Origin of the sequence: Halomonas sp. 18071143, assembly GCF_019211725.1 — a bacterium.
Classification (GTDB): Bacteria; Pseudomonadota; Gammaproteobacteria; order Pseudomonadales; family Halomonadaceae; genus Vreelandella; species Vreelandella stevensii.
Map to the genome: position 1 here is coordinate 3788123 of NZ_CP078120.1, position 21315 is coordinate 3809437.

Below are 21315 nucleotides of genomic sequence, written 5' to 3' on the forward strand. Positions count from 1 at the left end.
CTTTCACACCGGCCACTGCTCACACCTGGCCTCCTCACACCTGCCCGTAGCGCCCGGCGGCTTCGCCCAGCCAGCGGCGCACCAGTACGGCGGTGACCTCGGCGTTGCCCTGGAGCGCCTGGGCCAGGGCGGTGACGCGCTCCAGCTGGTCGGCATCGCGTTCCAGGTCGGCGATTTTCATCTGGGCGAGGCCGGTCTGGCGGGTGCCGAGCACTTCGCCGGGGCCGCGAATTTCCAGGTCTTTTTCGGCAATGCGGAAGCCGTCGGTGGTTTCGCGCATCACGCTGAGCCGCTCTCGGGAGCTTTTGGACAGCGGCGCATGGTAAAGCAGCACGCAAAAACTTTCGGTGCTGCCCCGCCCAACACGCCCGCGTAGCTGGTGGAGCTGGGAAAGCCCCAGGCGCTCCGGGTTTTCGATGATCATCAGGCTGGCATTCGGGACATCCACGCCGACCTCGATCACCGTGGTGGCGACCAAAAGGTCCAGCTCGCCGGTCTTGAAGGCCTCCATCACCTCGGCTTTTTCGGCGGCCTTCATGCGCCCATGTATCAGCCCAATGGCCAGCTCCGGCAGCGCCTGGGTGAGCTCGTCCCGCGTGACTTCCGCCGCCTGGCACTGGAGCACTTCGGACTCCTCGATCAGCGTGCAGACCCAATAGGCCTGGCGGCCATCGCGGCAGGCATTGCGGATACGCTCGACCACTTCCGGGCGGCGCTCGTCCGAGACCACCACGGTCTTCACCGGCGTGCGCCCCGGCGGCAGCTCGTCGATCACCGACACGTCCAGGTCGGCGTAGGCGCTCATGGCCAGGGTGCGGGGAATCGGCGTGGCGGTCATGATCAGCTGGTGTGGCGTCAGCCCACCGGCCTCCCCCTTTTCACGCAGGGCGAGGCGCTGGTGCACGCCAAAGCGGTGCTGTTCGTCGATGATCGCCAGCCCCAGGCATTGAAAATGCACATCGTCCTGAAATAGCGCGTGGGTGCCCACCACCATCCGCGCTCGGCCATCGGCGATGGCGGCCTTGGCATCCAGCCGCGCCTTGCCTTTCAGTTTGCCCGCCAGCCAGGCGACGTCGATGCCCAGTGGCTCGAACCATGCCTTGAACGAACGATAGTGCTGCTCGGCGAGAATTTCCGTGGGCGCCATCATGGCCGCCTGGCAGTTGCCCGCCAGCGCCGAGAGCGCGGCCATGGCCGCCACCACCGTCTTGCCCGACCCCACATCCCCCTGTACCAGCCGCAGCATGGGCGCTGGGCGTGCCAGGTCGAGGGCGATCTCCTCCAGCACGCGGCGCTGGGCACCGGTGAGGGCAAACGGCAGCTGTGCCAGAAAGCGGGTTTGCAGGCTACGCCCGGAGGGCAGCGTCGGCGCGCCATCGGCCTGAATGCGCAGGCGCACTTCCCGCAGGCTAAGCTGATGGGCCAGCAGCTCCTCCAGGGCGAGCCGCCGGGTGGCGGGGTGAAGCCCCTGGGCAAGCTGCTCCAGATCCACGTCCGGTGGTGGCTGGTGCAAGAGCTGCAGGCTGGCATGCAGCCCCGGTAGCTGGAAGCGCTGGCGCAGGGTGTCGGGGATCACGTCCGGCAGCGTTTCAGGGGCTTGCGCCAGCAGGCGCAGCGCCTGCTGGGCCAGGGCCCGCAGGCGAGCCTGATGCAGCCCCTCCGTGGTGGGGTAGATGGGCGTGTAGTACTCCTCCACCGGGGTTTCGCTGCTGCCGCTCAGGCGATACTCCGGGTGGTAGATTTCCAGCCCTGTGGCTCCTGCCCGGGCTTCGCCGAACGCACGCACGGTGGCACCGGGGCGCAGCTGTTGCTGCTGAGCCGGAGAGAAGTGAAAGAACCGCAGGCTCAGGATGCCGCTCCCGTCGCGCAGCCGCACCAGCAGGCTGCGCCGCCGCCCCTTGACCACGTCGCTGGCGGTCACTTCCCCTTCCACCACCGCCTCCTGGCCCGCCCGCAGATGGCCTATCGGCGTCAGTCGCGTACGGTCCTGGTAGCGCAGCGGCAGGTGAAACAGCAGGTCGCTGACGCGCTCGACCCCCAGCCGCGCCAGCTTGATGGCCAGCGCGTCGCCTACGCCCTTCAGCGCCGTGACCGGAGCAGCCAGTTCACTCATGAGTCCGTGTGGGCCTTGTGGTCCGGTTGCTGGCACTGGCCAATCGCCTGGGCCAAGGCATCGATGGCCTTGGGCCTGGGGAAGCTTGCGCGCCAGGCAATCGCCACCGTGCGCGAAGGCGCAGGCTCCACGAAGGGACGGCTGACCAGCATGGCGTTTTCGTACTGGTCGGTGCCCAGCGCCGACTGGGGCAGTACGGTAATGCCCAGCTTGGAGGCCACCATGTGGCGAATCGTTTCCAACGAGCCGCCTTCGGCAATCAGGGTATTGTTGGGGCTGTTCAGCTTTTGGGTAATGGCCGGGCAGGCTTCCAGAATCTGGTCGCGGAAGCAGTGGCCTTCCCCCAGCAGCAGCAGGCGCTCTTCCAGCAGGTCTTCCTTGTGGATGGCTTCACGCGCTACCCACGGATGGCTGGCGGGCATCAGCACTTCGAAATGCTCGTCATAGATCGGCTTGGTGACTACATCGGTTTCGGTGAAGGGCAGCGCCACGATGATCACGTCCAGCTCGCCATTGCGCAGCTTGGCGCGCAGCGTGCCGGTCATGCCCTCTTCGATGTACAGCGGCATCTGTGGCGCAGCGTTGGCCAGCGCAGGCACCAGATGGGGAAACAGGTAGGGCCCAATGGTGTAGATGGCGCCAATGCGCAGGGGGTTGGCCAGCTGGTCCTTGCCTGCCTTGGCCAGTTCGAAAATCAGCCCACTCTGTTCCAGAACGCGCTGCGCCTGCGCAACGACCTTTTCACCCAGCGGCGTTACCTGTACGGTGGACTTGGAGCGCTCGAACAGCGCCACTTCCAGTTCGTCTTCCAGTTTTTTCACCGCCACCGACAGGGTGGGCTGTGAAACGTGGCAACGTTCAGCGGCACGGCCAAAATGGCGCTCTTGTGCAAGGGTTACGATGTAGCGTAGTTCTGTTAAAGTCATGGTGGTGCCAGTGGCATCCTCTCGTTGCAGCTCGTGACTGGTAATCGTAATTAGCGAGATGGAAAAGGACAGACAAGCCCTATTGAAGATGGCACATCTCATAGGGACTTTGTATCTAATAGGGAATATTTATCAAGAGGGGTGAGCAAGGTGAAGCTAACGGTACTGATTATCGGCTGTGGAGATATCGGCGTCACGCTTGGCAAGGAGCTGCTGGACGAAGGGCACCGCGTGATCGGCGTGCGCCGCCAGGCCGATGCACTGGCCAACACGGGCATCGAGCCGCTGGCCCTGGACCTTAACGACCTGGAGGGCGCCCCCGCCAACGCCTTGCCCAGCGCGGACTACGTCATTTACACCGTTAGCGCCGACCGTTTCGAAGAGAGTGCCTATCAAAGCGCTTACCCGGACGGCCTGAAACGCACGCTGAGCGTGCTGGAGCAGCACGATACGCCGCCCAAACGGATCTTCTTCGTCTCTTCTACTAGCGTTTACGGCCAGCAGGAAGGCGAAGTGGTCAACGAAGAGAGCCCCACCAGCTCCACCAGCTTCTCCGGCACCCTGATGTGCGAAGCCGAACAGGCGCTGCTCAACCACCCGCTGCCTGGCACCGTGGTGCGTTTCTCGGGCATTTATGGCCCGGGACGTGACCGCCTGATTCACCAGGTGGCAGAAGGCCGCATTGCCGCCGTGACGCCGGTGATCTACTCCAACCGGATTCACCGCGACGACTGCACCGGCATCCTGGCGCACCTGATTCGCTGTCAGGAGAGCGGTACGCCGCTGGCAGACCTTTACCTGGGCAGCGACTGCGAGCCGGTGACCATGCACAACGTGATGGCGTGGCTGGCGAAACAGCTGAAGGTGGAGTCCACCGAGACCATGCAGTCCCCCCTGCGCCGCCGGGCCAGCAAGCGCTGCGACAACCGCCGTATTCGTGAAACCGGCTACACCTTCCGCTACCCCAGCTACAAGGAGGGGTATCTGCAGGTGCTCAAGGAAGGCGGGTTTCTGGAACTGCAAAAAGCCTGACGCTATCGCGTAAGAGCAAAAAGCGAGCCCCACGGCTCGCTTTTTACTGTGCTGTATCAGGCCTTGGCGTTAGTCGCCAATCACCATGACCGCTTCGGCTTCTACCTGGCTGCCCTTGGGCAGCGCCTTCACGCCCACCGCCGCACGGGCCGGGAACGGCGTGGAGAAGAACTCCTCCATGACCTTGTTGACGATGGCGAAGTTGTCCAGGTCCACCAGGTAGAGGTTGAGCTTGACGATATCGCTCAGCGAGCCCGCCGCCTCTTCGCACACTGCCTGCAGGTTGGCAAACACCTGACGCGCCTGGGCTTCGAAATCGTCAGAGACCAGCGCCATGGTGTCCGGGTCGAGGGGAATCTGGCCCGACAGATACACCGTGTTGCCCGCCTTGATGGCTTGTGAATAGGGGCCAATGGCCGCCGGGGCTTTCTCGGTGTTGATAACCGCTTTATTGCTCATTACGTCTCTTGCTCCTGTGAGAATACATCGATGGATGATGATCGCCACGGCTGACGCCGCCAGCCTGACGGGCCAGCGGCGGGTACCGGGTCGTTTTAATTGGCCATACGGGTAATCTTGCCGACGTTGGGCAGGTTGCGAATCCGCTTGATGATCCGCGCTAGATGGACTCGCCCTTTCACCGACAGGGTCAGGTTGACCGTCGAGAGCCGTGCGTCACGCTCTTCGATGCCGATCCGCTCGATGTTGGCGTCCGCATCGGTCACCAGCCCGGCCAGCTCGGCGACCAGGCCACGGCGGCTTTCGATCTCGATACGCAGGGCCACCGGGAAGTCTTCGTCGATATTTTCCGACCACTCCAGAGCAAACAGCTTTTCCGGGTCGCTCTTGCGCTCGGAGAGGTTCTTGCACTCACTGCGGTGCACCACCAGCCCCTTGCCCACAGAGAGGTGCCCCACCACCGGGTCGCCCGGCAGCGGGTGGCAGCAGCGCGCAAAGTTGATCACCATGCCTTCGCCGCCGCTGATGACCACTGCCTTGTCGCTGTTGTCGGCCAGCGTCTTGTCGAAGCTCTCGCCATGAGCCACGTCCACCAGCCGCCGAGCCACCACGTGAGCCATACGATTGCCCAGCCCCATCGACTCCAGCAGCGCATCCATGGAGCTGGCATCCAGCTCTTTCAGCGCCTGTTCGAACACGCTTTCGTCCAGCTCTTCCAGGCTGGTCTCGAAGGGGGCCAGGGCCTTGTTGAGCAAACGGCGTCCCAGCATGATGGCTTCTGCCTGCTGCTGGTGCTTGAGCGCGTGACGGATGGCCGAGCGCGCCTTGGCGGTGGTAACGAAATTCAGCCACGCCAGGTTGGGGCGCGCGCCGGGCGCGGTGATGATTTCCAGCGTCTGGCCGCTTTCCAGCCGTGTCGAGAGCGGCGCCAGGTGGCGGTCGATTCGGCAGGCAATGCAGTTGTTGCCGATATCGGTGTGCACGCTATAGGCAAAATCGATCACCGTGGCCCCCTGAGGAAGCTCCAATATGTCGCCTTTGGGCGTGAACACGTAGATATCATCCGGGAACAGGTCGTTCTTGACGTGCTCAATGAACTCCAGCGAGTCCCCCGCGTGGCGTTGCATCTCCAGCAGCCCCTTCACCCAAGCGCGGGCGCGGGCATGGCTGCCTTCGGCAATCGGATGCGCGGTCTGGCCAGCCTTGTACAGCCAGTGGGCAGCAATGCCGTTGTTGGCCATGGCTTCCATTTCGCGGGTGCGGATCTGCACTTCGATGGGCATGCCACGCTGGCCAAACAGTGTCGTGTGCAGGCTCTGGTAGCCGTTGGCCTTGGGAATCGCGATGTAGTCCTTGAAGCGCCCGGGTACCGGCTTGTAGAGGTTGTGCACCACGCCCAGAATCCGGTAACAGCTGGCCACGTCTTCGGTAATGATACGGAACCCGAAGACGTCCATGATCTCGGCAAACGGCTTGCGCTGGTCGCGCATCTTCTTGTAGATCGACAGCAGATGCTTCTGGCGGCCAATCACCGTGCCCTGCAGTGCTTCGTCGTCCAGGCTCTGCTGTAGCGAGGCCTGGATTTCACGCATGGCGCTGCGGCGGTTGCCTCTGGCACTGGCCACCGCACGCTTGATGCGCTCAGCCCGCATGGGGTGGATCGCCTGGAACGAGAGGTCTTCCAGCTCCACACGAATGGTGTTGATCCCTAGCCGCCCCGCAATACGGGCGTAGATTTCCAGGGTTTCCCGGGCAATGCGGCGCTTCTTGTCGGGCCGCAGGGCCCCCAGAGTGCGCATGTTGTGCAGCCGGTCGGCCAGCTTGACGATGATGACGCGGATGTCCCGCGACATCGCCAGCACCATCTTCTGGAAATTCTCCGCCTGGGCAACGGCCTTGTCTTCGAAGGTGATCTGCGTCAGCTTGGAGACGCCATCCACCAACTCGGCCACCGGCTTGCCAAACTGGGCGGCCAGGGCTTTCTTGGAGACGCCGGTGTCTTCGATGACATCGTGCAGCATGGCGGCCATCAGGCTCTGATGGTCCATGTGCATGTTGGCAAGAATGTTGGCCACTGCCAGCGGGTGGGTCACGTAGGGCTCGCCCGAGCGACGGCGCTGGCCGTCGTGAGCCTGCTCAGCGTAATAGAAGGCGCGCTTGACCTGCTGGATCTCGTCCGGGGGTAAGTAGCCGCCGAGTCGGTCGGCCAGGTCATCAATGGTGAACATGTACCGCGCCCCTGATCGGTGCTAGCTTAGTCGTCGATTTGAGCGCTGGGCGTCATGGCAGGACGCGCCCGCACCGGCGCTTCGACCGGCTCATCCAGAACCGTATGGTCGACCAGGCCTGCGGCGATCTCGCGCAGCGCCATGACGGTCGGCTTGTCGTTTTCCCAGGGCAGTTGGGCATCACGGGAGCCACGCGCCAGCTGACGGGCACGCTGGGTAGAAATCATCACCAGTTTGAAGCGGTTTTCTACGTGTTCGAGACAATCTTCGACGGTTACGCGAGCCATGGAGCCATCCTGTAATAACGACGCCGGGCCGACAGAGCTGAAAACGCCGCCGACCCAGCGAAAAAAGTAGTCATACGACCTGCTAGATTACTCGACGCCAGGCGTCTGTGACAAGAGCGCAGACAGCAGGGGAGCATGACGCTGCTGCATGGTGGCCAGGGTCAAGCGGTGGCTGATTACCAGCGACTGCAGTTCCTGCAACGCCGTGGTGAAGTCATCGTTGACCACCAGGTAGTCGTATTCATCGTAATGGGACATCTCGCTGACGGCATCACGCATGCGCCGAGCGATCACCGCATGCTCGTCGGTACCCCGGCTCGACAGGCGGCGCTCCAGCTCACTGCGCGATGGCGGCAGAATGAAGATCGACACGGCGGAGGGCATCTGTTCGCGAACCTGGCGCGCGCCCTGCCAGTCGATTTCCAGAATCACGTCCTGCCCGGCATCCAGCCGCGTCTGCACGGCCTGACGTGACGTACCGTAGTAATTGTCGAAGACTTTGGCATACTCAAAGAAGTCGCCGCGGGCCATCATGGCCTCGAACTCGGGAATCTGCGTGAAGTGGTAGTTCACGCCGTTCACTTCGCCTTCGCGCTTGGCACGGGTGGTATGAGACACCGATACCTGAATGCCATCCAGGCTCTCTATCAGCTCGCGAACCAGGCTGGTTTTACCCGCCCCAGAGGGGGCAGAAACGATATAAAGCGTACCCTGGGACATGCAGCGCTTCCCTTGTTGATCAGAAATGGGCGCGGGTGACGGCCCACGCCAATAGCGCGCAGTATCGCATACCCCTGGCAGGGACTGTAGGGGTTCAAGAACACCACACGGAGGTCACCATGCGCGCACTCTTCTTCCTGCTCCTGCTGGTCGGGGTCGGCGTTGCCATCTACAAGGACATCATCGTCATCCCGCGCCACTGGGCGCCTTGGGCACCGCTGCACGTGGACGACCCGATCACGCCGGTCACCCAACTCAAGCTCAAGCGCCTCAACGACGACCGTGAGGCCTGTCTGGCCGCCCTGGACACCGTCCCCGAGGGCGGGCTGAGCTACACGCCGCTGGCCGACTACTCCCCCACCGCCAGCTGCCCGCTGAGTAACGTGGTGCGTATGCAGTCCAGCAGCGTGCGCTTCAACCAGAGCTTCGTGGCCACCTGCCCGCTGGCCTTGGCCTGGGTGATGTACGAACGCCACGCCCTGCAACCGGCTGCCGAAGCCATCATGGGCAGCCCGGTCGCCCAGGTGGATCATGTGGGCAGCTTTGCCTGCCGGAATGTCTACGGACGCGAAAGCGGTCGACGCAGCGAGCACGCCACGGCTGAAGCCCTGGATGTGGTGGGTTTTCGCTTCGAGAATGGTCGTCAGATTACGCTGATTCGCGACTGGGACGACGAGGGTGAGGCAGGGGAGTTCTTGCGGGCAGCGCGGGATGGCGCCTGCGATACCTTCGGCAACGTGCTGGGGCCGGATTACAATGCCGCGCATGCCGATCATTTCCATCTGGGCATGCGCGGTTTCAGGCTGTGCCGCTAGTGGCCTGTGCCAACGTCAGTCGAGGCTGATGTCCTCTTCATCGGTCAGGGCACCGGTCGCAGCACCTGCGCCTGCACCAATCACCGCGCCACGGCCAACGCTTCCGCCAGTGGCTGCGGCAGCGCCAGCGCCCACGGCAGCACCTACGCCTGCGCCGCTGGTGGCACGCTCTCCGGTGGTTGCGCCGCAGCCCGCCAGGGCCAGGGTCAGCGCCGCGATGGCACTCAGGGTCAGGGTGCGCGAGACTTTCAATGATGGGCTTTGCATGGGTCACCTCCTTATGGGTTGCATCTTACACCCTAGGAACACTCCGACTTTTTTGCCACCTTTAATGACCCACGCCCTACTTGAGCAGCCGCTTATTTATAGCCTTGCGCCACGGGTTGGCGAGGGGCTTCAGCGCGCTTTTCAAGCCAGCGCCCCCAGGCAAAAATGATCAACCCGCACAGCGCCAGCCCCGTTCCCACCAGCCCGGTGCTCGACCAGCTGAACCCGGCACTGATCACCAGGCCCGCCAGCCACGCCCCCAGCGCATTGGCCCCGTTGAACGCCGCATGATTCATGGAAGCCGCCATGGTCTGGGCATCTTCCGCCACGTCCATCAAGCGCGTTTGTAGCGAAGGCGCCAGCGCCATGCTGGTGCCGACCAGGCCAACGAACAGCAGCCCGCTCCACACCTGGTTGGCGGCAAAGTAGAACAGCCCCTGCACCACCGCGCACCACACCAGGATGGCGGGGATTGCCCGCATCAGGTTTTTATCGGCCATGCGCCCACCGATCAGATTGCCCGCGATGGAGCCGAGGCCAAAGATGACCAGCACCAAGGGGCCCAGGGCTTCACGCATGCCCGCCTGCTGGGTCAAGGTGGGCATCACGTAGCTGAAAATCGAGAACATGCCGCCACAGCCGATGCAGGCAATGGCAATGGTCACCAGCACACGCTGCTTGACCAGCGCGGAAAGCTCGCGCAGCGGGCTGGCCTGGGCATCGAAGGGCTGCACGGGCACAAAAAGACGAATCAACAGCGCCGTCAGCAGAGCAATGACGCCCACCCCGGCAAAGGCAATTTGCCAGCCAAACAGGTTGCCTGCCCAGGTACCCAGCGGCGCCCCGATCAGAATGGCCACCGTCAGCCCCATCATCACCCGAGCAATGGCCCGCGCCCGTTGATCGACCGGCACGGCGCCAGCCGCCACCAGCGCCGCCACGCCAAAGTAGGCCCCGTGGGGCAGCCCGGCCAGAAAGCGTAGCCCCACGAACGACCAGAACCCCGGCGCCATGGCGCTGGCAATGTTACCCACGGCAAACACCAGCATCAGCGCGATCAGCAGCGCTCGCTTGGGCACCCGCGCGGCCAGCGCCGAAATCAGCGGTGCCCCCACCACGACCCCCAGGGCGTAGCTGCTGATGGAATAGCCTACCTGCGGCACGCTCACGGCCAGGTCTTCCGCCACGCGGTTCATCAACCCCATGATGACGAACTCGCTGGTGCCGATGCCGAACCCGCCCAGCGCCAGCACGAATTCCGCCCACCGCGGATGCCGCGCCAGCCCCGTTGATGATGCTTGCATACCTCACTCCCCAGGCGCGGGATAACGCGCCTGTTCACTAAACGATCCTGGATAGTCGCAAATGATGGCAGGATTAGACGAAAGCAGAAATACAAGGCATGAAAAAAGTTAGCGTGCGAACTCAATCATCCAACGATAAACCAAGAGGATTAGTCCCTCGTGGCATTGGCTGACAACAAGCGCTCGCGCAGCTCGCGGTTGCGCGGCAGCAAGCCTACCTGCAGACCCAGCGGCCGGAAGACCTGATTGAGCAGCGCCACGGTAGGACTTGCCTTATCGGCTTCCAGGTCTGACAGCGAACGACGGCTGATGCCCACCAGATCGGCGTATTGGGTCTGCGACATGCCCAGTACCTCACGGCGGAGCTGACGCAGCACCTGCCCAGAGCTGATTTCTTCGCGCACCAGTTGGGCCGCTAATGTCGTCAGCAACGCCTCCCGCTCGATGCTGGTGAGCTCTTTACGCTTCATACCAACCCCCAGCGCTGCAGCTTGGCATCCAGATGATCCAACCCCACTGCATCCGATGCCAAAATGGTATTGGGTACACCCCGCTGCGCTAGCCGTTTCTTCAAGCCCACTAGCTGGCTACCCAAGGCTTTCAGCTCTGCCATGAGCCGCTCTGGTGGAAGATAAACGCTCAGGCGTTCTGCAATGGCGGCCCAGTTAAACTCTCGCCCTTCTTCAAACGGCGCCCCCCAGGTAATGGTTCTGACGATTCCCTCAGGATCTGCCTTCATGGGCGCAAAGTCGTACACCGGTGCCCACCAGGTTCCTTGCGGTGTTTTCAGCAGCGCCGCATTGCGGCCATGATTGTCGCTATTGGCAAACGCAACATTGAGCAGGTCGCGTTTCACCCACTCACTGACAAAGCGCGCCGTATCGAAATGGTCACCCGACTCACGCACGCGGAATTGTTGGCTCAACATATCCACCAACTCCCCGACCACGGCAAAATGATTCAAGAAGCTTCCCGGCTCTTTCCCCATGACGGAGTAAACAGACTCCAGGCCATACCGCGCGAGCGCTCCCTCTTGATAGCCCACATCAAAGCGGGGCAACCAGAGCGATGGATATCGCGCACCTTCGATCAGACGCATCCCTTGGGTATCGATGGTCGCGACGCCCAGCGACGCTAACTCGTGATAGAAATAGTACTCCGCACGCAATATGTCGTTATCGATCACCGTGCGCTGACCGCGAGGAAATTTCACCAGATAGTGCTGATCGATATTCGCCGGATCGTCCTGATAGGTATCAATCCAGACCTGATCATCTGATGAACAGCGCAACAGCAGCTTGGGCGCCTCACCACCGGCCCCAGTCGCGCCCCCCCCAGCAGCCCCCATCTGCTGCGCATAGGCCAGAAAGTCGCTATCCCGATTGACGACATCCACCATTGCAAAGCGCTGCTGCTCCAGCGTGCTGCCTGCTGGGCGCTCAGGAAGGGCCTCTTTGATACGTAAATTGCCCACTGGCGCAATCGTTCCCTTGGCCAGTAGCGCGGCATCCTGCTCCGCCTCACTAAGTGCCGATATACCCAACTGCGCGACCCAGTAACGGCGGCTGGCCCCAGAGGGCATGATATCGTCTAAAAAAGTGAACCAGCGTGGCGATTGATGGGTATTCATCAACTCGATAGGCAAACGAAGGCTACAGGCGTGCTCATCGTCGTGATCCAGCCACTCAAGGGCATAATCGGTAAGGTAGCCCAAACGCGCAGGCCCTCGACGGCCCCGCTCTGGATGCTCGAACACCAGCTCGGCAGCATCGTGCCACTGCCCTTGGTAGAAGGCTTGAACGGTTAGCAACACGGCTCACCTTTAACGCGTCATTTGATGAGTAGTTTAATGCTCAAAAGTGTAGTTCGAAGCAGCATAATGTGCACTTTAATACTCAAATTTAAATCAAATTATCTTAAATGAGCAGTTTAATACCCATTTACCTCAGGAGATATCATGCCGTCTGATCAAACGCCCGTTGATATGATCGAGCACGCCATGCAGGCATTGGCCCATGCCGACCCCGACATTGCGCGTGCCTACCCCTTGGTGGGTACGCCCAGCCCGCGCCAGCGCGACCCCGGGTTTGCCACCTTCTTCTCGACCATCGTTAGCCAGCAGATCTCCACCGAGGCCGCTCGGGCCATCATGGGCCGAGTGAATACGCTGCTGCCGGAGCTGCATGCCACGGCGGTGATGGAGGTGGAAGGCCAGGCGCTGCGGGATGCAGGCTTGTCGTGGCGCAAGATCGAGTATGCCAAAGGGCTGGCAGAGGCGGAACTTGCGGGCACGTTTAGCGCCGATGGCTTGGCGCACCTCAGCGATGACGAGGCGATTGCCGCGATTACCCAGCTACGTGGTTTTGGCCGCTGGAGCGCCGAGACCTACCTGATGTTCTCGCTCAAGCGCCCCGATATCTTCCCCGCCGACGACTTGGCGTTAAGAGTGGCGCTGGGCCGCCTGAAAGGCATGGAGGACAAACCCACGCCGAAGCAGGCCCGCCAGTTGGTGGAACCCTGGGCCCCCTGGCGCAGCGTGGGGTCGCTGTTTTTATCGAACATCGCGAAAAACCTCGTACTTCTAGTGCGAGGATGGATAGCGAGGGGCGCGAGAGCGCCCCTAGTCCGGCCTCGATTGTTGCTCAATATACTGCTTGACCATGCTCAGGGGGGCGCCTCCGACACTTCCCGCAAAGTAGCTTGGACTCCACAGCGAGTTCTTCCGGTAGGCGGGCTGCACCAGTTCAGGGTGTAGTAACTTCATCCGCCGGCTGGATACCCCCTTCAAACTATTCACCAGCCTGGATACCGCCACTTTGGGTGGAAAGTTGACAAGCAAATGGACGTGATCGGTTTTACCGTTGAACTCCTGTAGCTCCGCCTCGAAGTCCCGACACACTCGGTCGAAAAGCAATTCGAGGGAGTTGAGATGCGCGCCGGTGAACACCTTGCCCCGATACCTGGTGACAAATACCAAATGGGCATGGAGTTTAAAAACGCAGTGTCTTCCTGTTCTGATAGCTTGTTTGGTTTCCATAGACCAAGTATATTCGAAGCCATGAAGCAGACCAAGACCCTCAAGGTTCGAGTGAAGGACAAACACGCCGCCGAGCTTAACCGCATGGCCCGCAGCGTGAATTTTGTTTGGAACTACCTCAACGAACTGTCTTCCCGAGCCATTCGGGAGAAAGGTCTGTTTCTGTCTGCCTACGACATGCACCCCTATACCAAGGGTGCTGGCAAGGACCTCGGCCTGCACAGCCAAACGCTGCAATGCATCGCTGCTGAATACGTTGCCCGCCGCAAGCAGTTCAAAAAGCCCCGCTTGAATTGGCGCAAGTCCGGCGGTGTACGCCGCTCACTTGGCTGGATTCCGGTCAATACCGGCGCGGCCAAGTGGAAGAACGGGCAGGTATTTCACAACGGCACCTACTTCAAGGTGTGGGATAGCTACGGCCTGTCGACATACAAGTTCCGTGCCGGCAGTTTCAACGAAGATAGCCGGGGCCGGTGGTATTTCAATGTTGCGGTCGAGGTGGACGTGCAGCCGACGCTTGGGCAGGGCGCCGTTGGCATCGACCTTGGGCTCAAGGATGTGGCCACCTGTAGCGATGGAGGAAGGCTGGAAAACAGCCGCTTCTACCGCCGCATGGAAGACCAGTTGGCGACAGCCCAACGTGCCCGCAACAAGCGGCGGGTAAAAGCTATTCACGCCAAGATCAAGAACCGTCGCCAGGACGCGCAGCACAAGTTTTCCCGGAAACTCGTCAACCAGTACGGCGAAATCGTCGTGGGCGATGTTTCCTCAACCAGGCTCGCGAAGACCAGGATGGCCAAAAGCGTCTACGACGCTGGCTGGTCACAACTGAAAACGATGCTGGAATATAAATGCGCTCACGCAGGCATCGTCTTCAAGGTCGTTCGCGAAACCAACACCACCCGCGCCTGTTCGTCGTGCGGCTCGCTTAGCGGGCCGCAGGGCGTCAACGGGTTGCGAGTAAGGGTCTGGGAGTGCGTGGAGTGTGGTGTACTCCACGACCGGGACGTGAATGCGGCCCGGAATATCCTCAGCCTCGGGGCAGGACGTTGCCCTCAAGAAGTTGGAATCCCCGTCCTTTAGGGCGGGGAGGACGTCAAGGCACTACTATCGCGGCGAGCCGGTTTAGCGCGGCGGTTACAGCGTCAGCCCGCCAAACTTGCCGTTCTGGTAATCCTCTACCGCCTGCACGATCTCGTCGCGGGTGGTCATCACGAAGGGGCCGTGGGAGTAGACCGGCTCATCGATGACATCGCCATGGCCAAACAGCAGGCGCGCATCGCTGGCTGCCTCGATGGCAAGGCTTTCGCCGTCACGGTCGAGCTCAATCAAATGATGCGCTTTGGCAGGCTCGCCGCCCACCGTCACGTCACCACTCACCACGTACAGAAACACCTGCCGCCCAGGGGCTACGGGAAGCTGCTCATGGGCCCCTGCGGGCAGCGCGAGTGTGGACATGAACACGCCGGTCAGCGACTCGATCGGGCCTGACTGCCCTTGCCACTCCCCGGCAATCAGGTTGAGCGTGCCGCCGCCCGCTAGGGGAACGGCGGGTATGCCTTCCTGCTGCAGGCCCACGTAGCGCGGTTCGCTCATCTTCAGCCGCGACGGCAGATTGACCCACAGCTGGAGGATTTCCAGCGGCCCGCCTTCGCGCAAGAACTCAGGGGGCGAGATTTCTGCATGCACGATGCCGCTGCCCGCGGTCATCCACTGCACGCCGCCTGCATGAATCACGCTCTGATGTTTGGCGCTGTCGGCGTGGGCCAGCGAGCCCTCCAGAATGAAGGTGACCGTCTCGAACCCCCGGTGCGGGTGCGGCCCAAACGGCAGCCCACGATTATTGGCGGAATATACCTGCGGGCCGTGGTGATTCAGGAACAGAAACGGATCGAGCTGATCCACGCCAGGCCCCGGCAGCGGCCTGCGGGTGACCAGGTCTCCGATATCGTCACGATGGGCAGGGTGCTGAGCGACCATGCGGCGAACGGATGGGGTATGGGGTGATGACATGACGTCCTCCTTATCGATACGCCCAGCGTAAAACCTCAGCGACGCAATGAGGAGCGAATAATTTGCCTTGATTCATTGCAATAATGTGATGATCGTCAGGAAACGCTTGGGCCTCCGCCAGGCCAGCAGCGTGATCAAGAGCCAAGCGTTTTGACCCTCTCTCTGCGCATCCCCATCTTGCTCAGGCCCCGTGGGGCAGCAATGCGGAAGAAGCGCTCAACCACCCCGGCATCGGTGGCAGGCGTTATCAAGGAAACCGCGACAAACAACGGTAGATTGATCATCAGCCCCCAGAACCCTGCGTGAATACCCAGCGGGTGTGGCCACAACGTGGTAAAAGCCACCGTGACGAGGAAACCTGCCAGGATGCCTGCCATCACACCTAGGCGTGAGGCTCTCGGCCAGAAGAACATACCCACGAACGCAGGCAGTACCTGTGACGCAAATCCCAGGCCCACCAGTAGAATCATCACCAAACTGCCCGGCTCAGCAATCGCCAGCGGTGCCACCACTAAAAACATGACCGGTAGAATCAGTAACCGCGCTAGCCTTGCAGTCACATCGTTCGAAAGCTTCAGTGCGGGCTGCAAAACGTCTTTACTCAGCGACAGCGAAATCGAATGAATAAACGGTTCGCTGGAGGACATCGACGCCGCCAAAGTCCCCGCCCCCAGCAAGCCTACCAGCACCACCGGCAAGTGTTGCATCGCGTAATCAAGGGCAACCGTGTCGGCTCGGGCCAAGTCAGGGAGAGAGAAAATGCCGATGAAGCCCACCACTACCATGGGTAAAATCACCACGTAGTAGGTAGGTAACCACGTCGCGCTACGGCGGATAGTACGCGCCGATGAAGCACTCATCCACTGGGTCCAGACAGGGGGCATGAACGAGAACATGGAGACGATAATGGACGTGGTCCAGAAGCTGTAGCTCATGTCGCCCCCGGCACCCGGTAGCGTGAGAAACTCACCATGTTCCGCCTGGATACGCTCGAAGACACGGGAAAAGTTCACCCCCCCAGTGGCACTGTGTACGGCCCACAGGCCAACGGCCCAAGCAACCACCAGCATCAATACGCCCTGAAACGCATTCGTGCGCCCAATCGCGCGTTGACCACTGGCATAGAGGTAAACCGCTATGCAGCCAAGTACCAGGAATACTCCTAACCATACAGGAATCATTCCACCACTCATGACAAACAAGATATACACCGAGCCAATGGTTTGCAGTACCGCATAAGCAACCGAGCCTATGGCCATGACCAACGCAGCCAAGGCCCCCAGCGTCGGGCTTTGATAACGATCTGCGATGGCACTTGCCTGAGTGACATGACCAAACTGCTCACCAAATTGCCATACCTTCGGGCCAAAGTACCAGGCAACCAGGGCCAGGTACGCCAGATAGATCGCCACATAAAAAACCGCCACCCCCTTGGAGTATGCCCAGCCGGGAGCTCCCATAAAGGTGTAAGCACTGACACTGCCTGCAGCTATCAGAAGATAAAGCGTTACAGGGCCCATACTGCGCCCCGCGACTCCCCACTCTTCCAGACTGTTCATCGAGCGGCCAGCCCTGGCACGGAGGCCGATGACCATGGCAACAGCAACGTAGGTCAGGGTAATCAGTAATGGCCAAGCGCTACTCATGGTCATCTCTCTCTACAATGTGGTTACCGATCAACATGACCACCACGCAGGTAAAAATCACTAGATAGCTCCACACCACCACCCATGGCAGCCCTAGTACCAGGGTGGCTCGGTTGACGAGCGCAATCACCGGCCAGGTACCTGCCACGACCAGTGCCACAAACGCCATCAACAGCCCCCACCCTGCCCGTGAAGTCGGCAGTACCAATAAACGTCGCATGTATGTTCCCCTCTTGATATTTATTACCTTTGCTCAGTAAACGCCCTGCTCACTCCAGTACGCTTTTGTCACACACCGGCATCGGCAAGCACATTGGCAGCCCTAAACGGGCTTCCAGCTGTCGTGCCAACTTGAGCACGAAGTGGTCCGCAAAGCGCGGGCCAATCAATTGCACTCCGATTGGCATATTGCGCTTACTGAGGCCCGCATTGAGCGAGATGGCAGGCTGCTCTCCCATGTTCCACGGCACGGTATAGGCAATATGCTCAAATGGCTGACGGGGATCATTGGTAGGCGATGCCCACTCAGCAGGGAAGGCAATATTCGGTGTCGTGGGAGATATCACTGCATCCACCGTCTCGAAGACGGATTCCGTGGCACGACGCATCGCCATGGTTTGTTGAAAACCTTGCACTACCTCTACTCCGCTCAGGCGGGCACCGCCATCTGCCCAAGCCAGAATGGCCGGTAGCACCTGCTCGCGCTCTTCCGCCGCAAGCTTTGATAGCTCGCTCCACTGGCGGGCCTGCCAGAAGTGATCCAACCCATCCAACATTTCTCGGCTAAGCACGGGGGCCATCGGTACCAACGTGGCACCCGCCGCTTCCAACAGCCTTGCGGCCTGCTCCACGTGGTAGCGAATTTCTTCATCCAGAGGCAATCCACAGCCCGCCTCCATCATCACGCCTATTCGCAAGCCTTTGACATCCAGCGCGAGGTCCATCCAGTCAATATGTTCTGGGGGTAAGCGCATGGCATCACGTCGATCCGTGCGAGCAAGGGTATTCATCATGAGTGCGGCATCTTCGACGCTCCGAGTCATCGGCCCTGCGCAGCGTCCTACATAATAAGGGTCGATAGGTATGCGCCCCAACGTTGGCTTGAAGCCTACGATGCCACACCAGGCCGCTGGCAAACGCACTGAGCCGCCAATATCGGTCCCCACATGTAGCGGCCCGAAGCCAGCGGCAGCGGCAGCACCGGCCCCCGAACTGGACCCGCCGGTATTACAGGCCAAGTTCCATGGATTGCGGGTGATACCATGAAATGAAGAGAGCCCCGAGGAGAGCATGCCAAAATCAGGACAGGTGGTTTTCGCCAGGACCAGTGCGCGGTCTTCCGAGAGACGGGCCGCCGGGGGCGCATCTGCACTGGCAGTGGGCTGTTTGCCCAATCCCGTGCCCAGCGGCACCGGCACCCCTTCCGTGGCAATCAGCTCTTTTAGCGTGACGGGAACACCATCCAAAGCTCCGCTGGGTTTTCCCTTTGCCCAACGCTGGGTAGATGCCTCGGCAGCCTTGATGAACACCTCAGGCTGATAGCCATACAGTGCGTTGATGGAGGGCTCCCATTGGGCGATATGCGCGACCAACGCGCTGGCGACGTCTTTTGGTGAGAACGTATGGGCTCGATAGCCCTCAAGCAGTTGAGTCGCCGTTAGCTGGTGTAGTTCAAGCATCCCGTCACCTTAGTGCTGTTGTTATCAAGGTCAATAACCCCAGCATGAACCCACACGGTGCCTTCTGCTATTTCAATATTGACCTCAGCGTGTCCACAATTTGTGTGCACTTCGCCCACTCAAAAGCCTGCAGAAGCGGGCTCTATATTGTCTGCAATGCATTCGCCAATAGTGACAAGCATGCCTCAGTCGCAAAACTGCGCTGACGGTGGCGATAGACACAGAGGTCGACGCGTGCGGCTTCGAGCTCTGAAGATGAGATAGGGACGCTCACCAGGTCACCCAACTGACATTCCCGAGCGACTGCCATCGGTGGTAATACCAGCACGCCGGCACCGTTGATCGCGAGTGCTTTCTGGGTTTCAAGTGACGCGGTTTTGAAGGTGGGCACCAGCACCACATTGGCTCGGTGAGCGGCACGCTCCAGCGCTTGCCGAACACCATAGGACTCATGCGGCAGGATCAAACGGTGCTTCGCCAAGGTGTGCAGCGACAACTCGGAAGCGGTGGCCAGCGGATGGCCTGGCGCCACGACGGCATGGTGGTTCAGCTCGGCACTGGCGTAGGGCACAATGTCATCATGGCGCGGCATGAAGAAGGATAGGCCAATGTCCGCATCACCACGGCGTAATGCTTCGACCATCTGGTTTGAGCTGGCAATATCAATATCAAAGCTCAAATGGGAATAGCGCTGCCCCATCTTGGCTAACGCAGGCGCGAGCAGGCCTGCTACCACGCCTTCGGCCACTTGCAGGCTGACTCGGCCCGTGCGCAAACCTTTGAGGACAGCGATATGCTCCTGCACCCGCTCCAGGTCACGGATGGTTCGTTGCGCCTGGGCGGCCAATAGCTCTCCCGCTGCCGTGAGGCTAATGCCGTTAGGGCCACGCTCAATGAGCGGGGCGCCCAATTGATGTTCCAGCAAATCAATCTGACGGCTAATCGCCGTGGGAGCAATGTGTAGCTGGGCCGCAGCCTGTCGAAGCGAACGACATCTTGCCACGGTGTCGAAGTAACGTAAGGCTCGACCACTGATCATCTATTAGCCCCCATCGCTATGGCAAAACCTTCGCTCAGAATTTCGTCACCACGGTGACCCCCGCGCCTTCGAACTTATCCATGTTGATCAACGCCTGCACGGACTCTTCCAGCGTGATACGGCGGCCAATCAGCTTTTCAGGTGCCAGCTTGCCTGACTGGATCATCGCCAGCATGGCATCGTAGCGATGCGCCTGCATGCCATGGCTACCCAGAATTTCCAGCTCGTTGGCGATCACCTTGCTCATCGGCACGGCGGGCGTGCTGTGGTCCGCCAGCATCAGCCCCACCTGAACATGCTTGCCGCGCTTGCGCAAATTGCTGATGGAGTTGAAGCAGGTGGTGGGGTGGCCCAGCGCGTCCAGCGAGACGTGCGCGCCGCCTTGGGTGATCTCGACCACCGCCTCCACCACGTCGGCCACCTGGTTGGCATTCACCGTGGCCACCGCCCCTAGCTGGCGCGCCAAAGCCAGCGCCTGCTCGGAAATATCCACCGCCACCACGTTGGCACCGGCTGCGCTGGCAATCATGATGGCCGACAGCCCCACGCCACCGCAGCCGTGCACCGCCACCCACTGGCCCGCCGACACGCGGCCCTGGTCTACCACCGCACGAAAAGAGGTTACGAACCGACAGCCCAGGCTGGCGGCGGTATCGAACGTCAGGGTATCCGGCAGTGCGACCAGATTCACATCGGCGTAGTGAATGCCCACATACTCGGCAAACGAGCCCCAGTGGGTAAACCCCGGCTGGAATTGAGCATCGCACACCTGATGATTGCCGGTGTGGCACTCCGGGCAGGTGCCGCAGCCACCCACGAACGGCACGGTCACCCGGTCGCCAACGCGCCACTTGGTCACGTCCTTGCCCACCGCTTCCACTACACCGGAGAGCTCATGGCCCGGCACATGGGGAAGCTGGATATCCGGGTCGTGGCCCATCCAGCCGTGCCAATCACTGCGGCATACGCCGTTGGCCATCACCTTCACCACGACCCCGTGAGGCGCTGGCGCTGGGTCGGGCACCTGCTGGATGCTGGGCGGGGTAGAAAACTGCTCGTATACCACGGCTTTCATGGCTCACTCCTGAACGGTCGGCGGTGCGTTGGATGTATACGCACTATAGCGAGCCGCGCCCGAAATTACGTTTCCTTCTGATGGACATCCTGCGCCTTTTTGAAGCACTCTTTTCAACAAAATGAATAAACCGAAAGAGCCTTTCAAAATGAGCGAGCTTGATAAAAAGGATGCCCGATTAGCCACCTTGTTGCAGGCAGACGGGCGGGTGGCCAACGCACGGCTGGCCGAGCAGCTGCACCTGAGCGAAGCCACCTGCTGGCGGCGCCACAAACGCCTGGAAGAGCTGGGGGTGATCGAAGGCTACCAGGCCATCCTCAACCGCCGCAAAGTGGGCGCCAGCGTGCTGGCCTTCGTGCAAATCACCTGCACCCAGCACAGCGAAGCCGCGACGGCAGAGTTCGAGCGCATCATCCAGGCCAGCTCCCGCGTACTGAGCTGCCACAACACCACCGGCGAAGCCGACTTCCTGCTACAGGTAGTCGCCAAAGACTTGGACGACTACAGCCACTTCGTCGAAACGGTGCTGCGCAAACTGCCCGGGGTATCGAGCATCCGCTCCAACCTCTCGCTGAGGGAAATGAAAGCGACCAGCCATTTGCCGGTGGAGGAGTTGTTGGGGCTGTGAGCAAGGCAATGGAAAAGAGCGCTGAAGGAAGGTGTATTCAGCAGCCA

Annotated in this window: 21 protein-coding genes and 1 pseudogene; 5 read left to right on the forward strand and 17 right to left on the reverse strand. The window is 61.0% G+C overall.

All coding sequences use genetic code 11. From position 1 onward, the window contains the following. Positions 1 to 34: 34 nt before the first annotated feature. Positions 35 to 2113: an ATP-dependent DNA helicase RecG gene (gene recG / locus KVY02_RS17825; RefSeq protein WP_218314063.1), complete on the reverse strand. Its 2079-nt coding sequence runs from the start codon at positions 2111 to 2113 to the stop codon at positions 35 to 37. Next, a complete protein-coding gene (locus KVY02_RS17830; protein WP_081138541.1) occupies positions 2110 to 3039 on the reverse strand; it encodes a hydrogen peroxide-inducible genes activator in 930 nt (309 codons plus the stop codon). The genes recG and KVY02_RS17830 overlap by 4 nt, the downstream gene beginning before the upstream one ends. A 150-nt stretch (positions 3040 to 3189) precedes the next feature. Between KVY02_RS17830 and KVY02_RS17835 the strand changes: the two genes are divergently transcribed. Then, positions 3190 to 4071: an SDR family oxidoreductase gene (locus KVY02_RS17835; RefSeq protein ID WP_081138540.1), complete on the forward strand. Its 882-nt coding sequence runs from the start codon at positions 3190 to 3192 to the stop codon at positions 4069 to 4071. Positions 4072 to 4140: 69 nt separating this feature from the next. Here KVY02_RS17835 and KVY02_RS17840 read toward each other — a convergent pair whose 3' ends face one another. The 4 genes from KVY02_RS17840 to gmk form a co-directional block, all read right to left on the reverse strand. Next, on the reverse strand, positions 4141 to 4530 hold the full coding sequence (locus KVY02_RS17840) for a RidA family protein (protein WP_016915500.1): 390 nt from the start codon (positions 4528 to 4530) through the stop codon (positions 4141 to 4143). A gap of 95 nt (positions 4531 to 4625) precedes the next feature. After that, the gene (locus tag KVY02_RS17845) at positions 4626 to 6758 is read right to left on the reverse strand and encodes a RelA/SpoT family protein (protein WP_218314064.1); all 2133 of its coding nucleotides are present in this window, start codon (positions 6756 to 6758) and stop codon (positions 4626 to 4628) included. Positions 6759 to 6784: 26 nt separating this feature from the next. Next, positions 6785 to 7045: a DNA-directed RNA polymerase subunit omega gene (gene rpoZ, locus KVY02_RS17850; protein ID WP_193462170.1), complete on the reverse strand. Its 261-nt coding sequence runs from the start codon at positions 7043 to 7045 to the stop codon at positions 6785 to 6787. 87 nt (positions 7046 to 7132) lie between these two features. After that, complete coding sequence (gene gmk, locus KVY02_RS17855; protein WP_081194971.1) at positions 7133 to 7765, reverse strand: guanylate kinase; 633 nt, start codon at positions 7763 to 7765, stop codon at positions 7133 to 7135. Between the two features lie 119 nt (positions 7766 to 7884). Here gmk and KVY02_RS17860 point away from each other — a divergent pair, with 119 nt between their 5' ends. Continuing rightward, positions 7885 to 8580: an extensin-like domain-containing protein gene (locus tag KVY02_RS17860; protein WP_218314065.1), complete on the forward strand. Its 696-nt coding sequence runs from the start codon at positions 7885 to 7887 to the stop codon at positions 8578 to 8580. A 15-nt stretch (positions 8581 to 8595) separates the two neighbouring features. Here KVY02_RS17860 and KVY02_RS17865 read toward each other — a convergent pair whose 3' ends face one another. The 4 genes from KVY02_RS17865 to KVY02_RS17880 all read right to left on the reverse strand — a co-directional run bounded on the left by KVY02_RS17865 (position 8596) and on the right by KVY02_RS17880 (position 11961). Then, positions 8596 to 8847: a hypothetical protein gene (locus KVY02_RS17865; RefSeq protein WP_016915505.1), complete on the reverse strand. Its 252-nt coding sequence runs from the start codon at positions 8845 to 8847 to the stop codon at positions 8596 to 8598. A gap of 92 nt (positions 8848 to 8939) precedes the next feature. Further along, positions 8940 to 10151, reverse strand: coding sequence for an MFS transporter (locus KVY02_RS17870; RefSeq protein ID WP_218314066.1), 1212 nt, complete (start codon positions 10149 to 10151; stop codon positions 8940 to 8942). A gap of 149 nt (positions 10152 to 10300) precedes the next feature. After that, positions 10301 to 10621, reverse strand: coding sequence for a helix-turn-helix transcriptional regulator (locus KVY02_RS17875; RefSeq protein ID WP_039178947.1), 321 nt, complete (start codon positions 10619 to 10621; stop codon positions 10301 to 10303). Further along, positions 10618 to 11961 carry a type II toxin-antitoxin system HipA family toxin gene (locus tag KVY02_RS17880; RefSeq protein ID WP_218314067.1) on the reverse strand — a complete coding sequence of 448 codons (1344 nt, stop codon included), beginning with the start codon at positions 11959 to 11961 and terminating at the stop codon, positions 10618 to 10620. The genes KVY02_RS17875 and KVY02_RS17880 overlap by 4 nt, the downstream gene beginning before the upstream one ends. 147 nt (positions 11962 to 12108) lie before the next feature. On the opposite strand from KVY02_RS17880, the pseudogene KVY02_RS17885 reads away from it, so the two are divergent. Next, positions 12109 to 12705, forward strand: a pseudogene (locus KVY02_RS17885) (DNA-3-methyladenine glycosylase); the annotation flags it as partial. Between the two features lie 66 nt (positions 12706 to 12771). Here the strand turns inward: KVY02_RS17885 and tnpA are convergent. Then, a complete protein-coding gene (tnpA, locus tag KVY02_RS17890; RefSeq protein ID WP_154518904.1) occupies positions 12772 to 13188 on the reverse strand; it encodes an IS200/IS605 family transposase in 417 nt (138 codons plus the stop codon). Between the two features lie 21 nt (positions 13189 to 13209). On the opposite strand from tnpA, the gene KVY02_RS18440 reads away from it, so the two are divergent. Next, positions 13210 to 14271, forward strand: coding sequence for an RNA-guided endonuclease InsQ/TnpB family protein (locus KVY02_RS18440; RefSeq protein WP_016914375.1), 1062 nt, complete (start codon positions 13210 to 13212; stop codon positions 14269 to 14271). 54 nt (positions 14272 to 14325) lie between these two features. On the opposite strand, the gene KVY02_RS17900 is transcribed toward KVY02_RS18440, so the two are convergent. From KVY02_RS17900 to KVY02_RS17925, 6 genes are all read right to left on the reverse strand, one after another. Beyond that, positions 14326 to 15201, reverse strand: coding sequence for a pirin family protein (locus KVY02_RS17900; RefSeq protein WP_016915510.1), 876 nt, complete (start codon positions 15199 to 15201; stop codon positions 14326 to 14328). Positions 15202 to 15335: 134 nt separating this feature from the next. Next, the gene (locus KVY02_RS17905) at positions 15336 to 16847 is read right to left on the reverse strand and encodes a sodium:solute symporter family protein (protein ID WP_218314068.1); all 1512 of its coding nucleotides are present in this window, start codon (positions 16845 to 16847) and stop codon (positions 15336 to 15338) included. Next, positions 16840 to 17067, reverse strand: coding sequence for a hypothetical protein (locus KVY02_RS17910; protein ID WP_081194985.1), 228 nt, complete (start codon positions 17065 to 17067; stop codon positions 16840 to 16842). The genes KVY02_RS17905 and KVY02_RS17910 overlap by 8 nt, the downstream gene beginning before the upstream one ends. Before the next feature lie 49 nt (positions 17068 to 17116). Then, complete coding sequence (locus tag KVY02_RS17915; protein ID WP_081194987.1) at positions 17117 to 18526, reverse strand: amidase; 1410 nt, start codon at positions 18524 to 18526, stop codon at positions 17117 to 17119. Positions 18527 to 18668: 142 nt separating this feature from the next. Further along, entirely contained in the window at positions 18669 to 19565 is an 897-nt protein-coding gene (locus KVY02_RS17920; protein ID WP_218314069.1) for a LysR family transcriptional regulator, read from the reverse strand. 34 nt (positions 19566 to 19599) lie between these two features. Further along, positions 19600 to 20640 carry a zinc-dependent alcohol dehydrogenase family protein gene (locus tag KVY02_RS17925; RefSeq protein WP_100732262.1) on the reverse strand — a complete coding sequence of 347 codons (1041 nt, stop codon included), beginning with the start codon at positions 20638 to 20640 and terminating at the stop codon, positions 19600 to 19602. Positions 20641 to 20788: 148 nt separating this feature from the next. Here KVY02_RS17925 and KVY02_RS17930 point away from each other — a divergent pair, with 148 nt between their 5' ends. After that, entirely contained in the window at positions 20789 to 21268 is a 480-nt protein-coding gene (locus KVY02_RS17930) for an Lrp/AsnC family transcriptional regulator (RefSeq protein WP_016915513.1), read from the forward strand. Positions 21269 to 21315 lie beyond the last annotated feature (47 nt).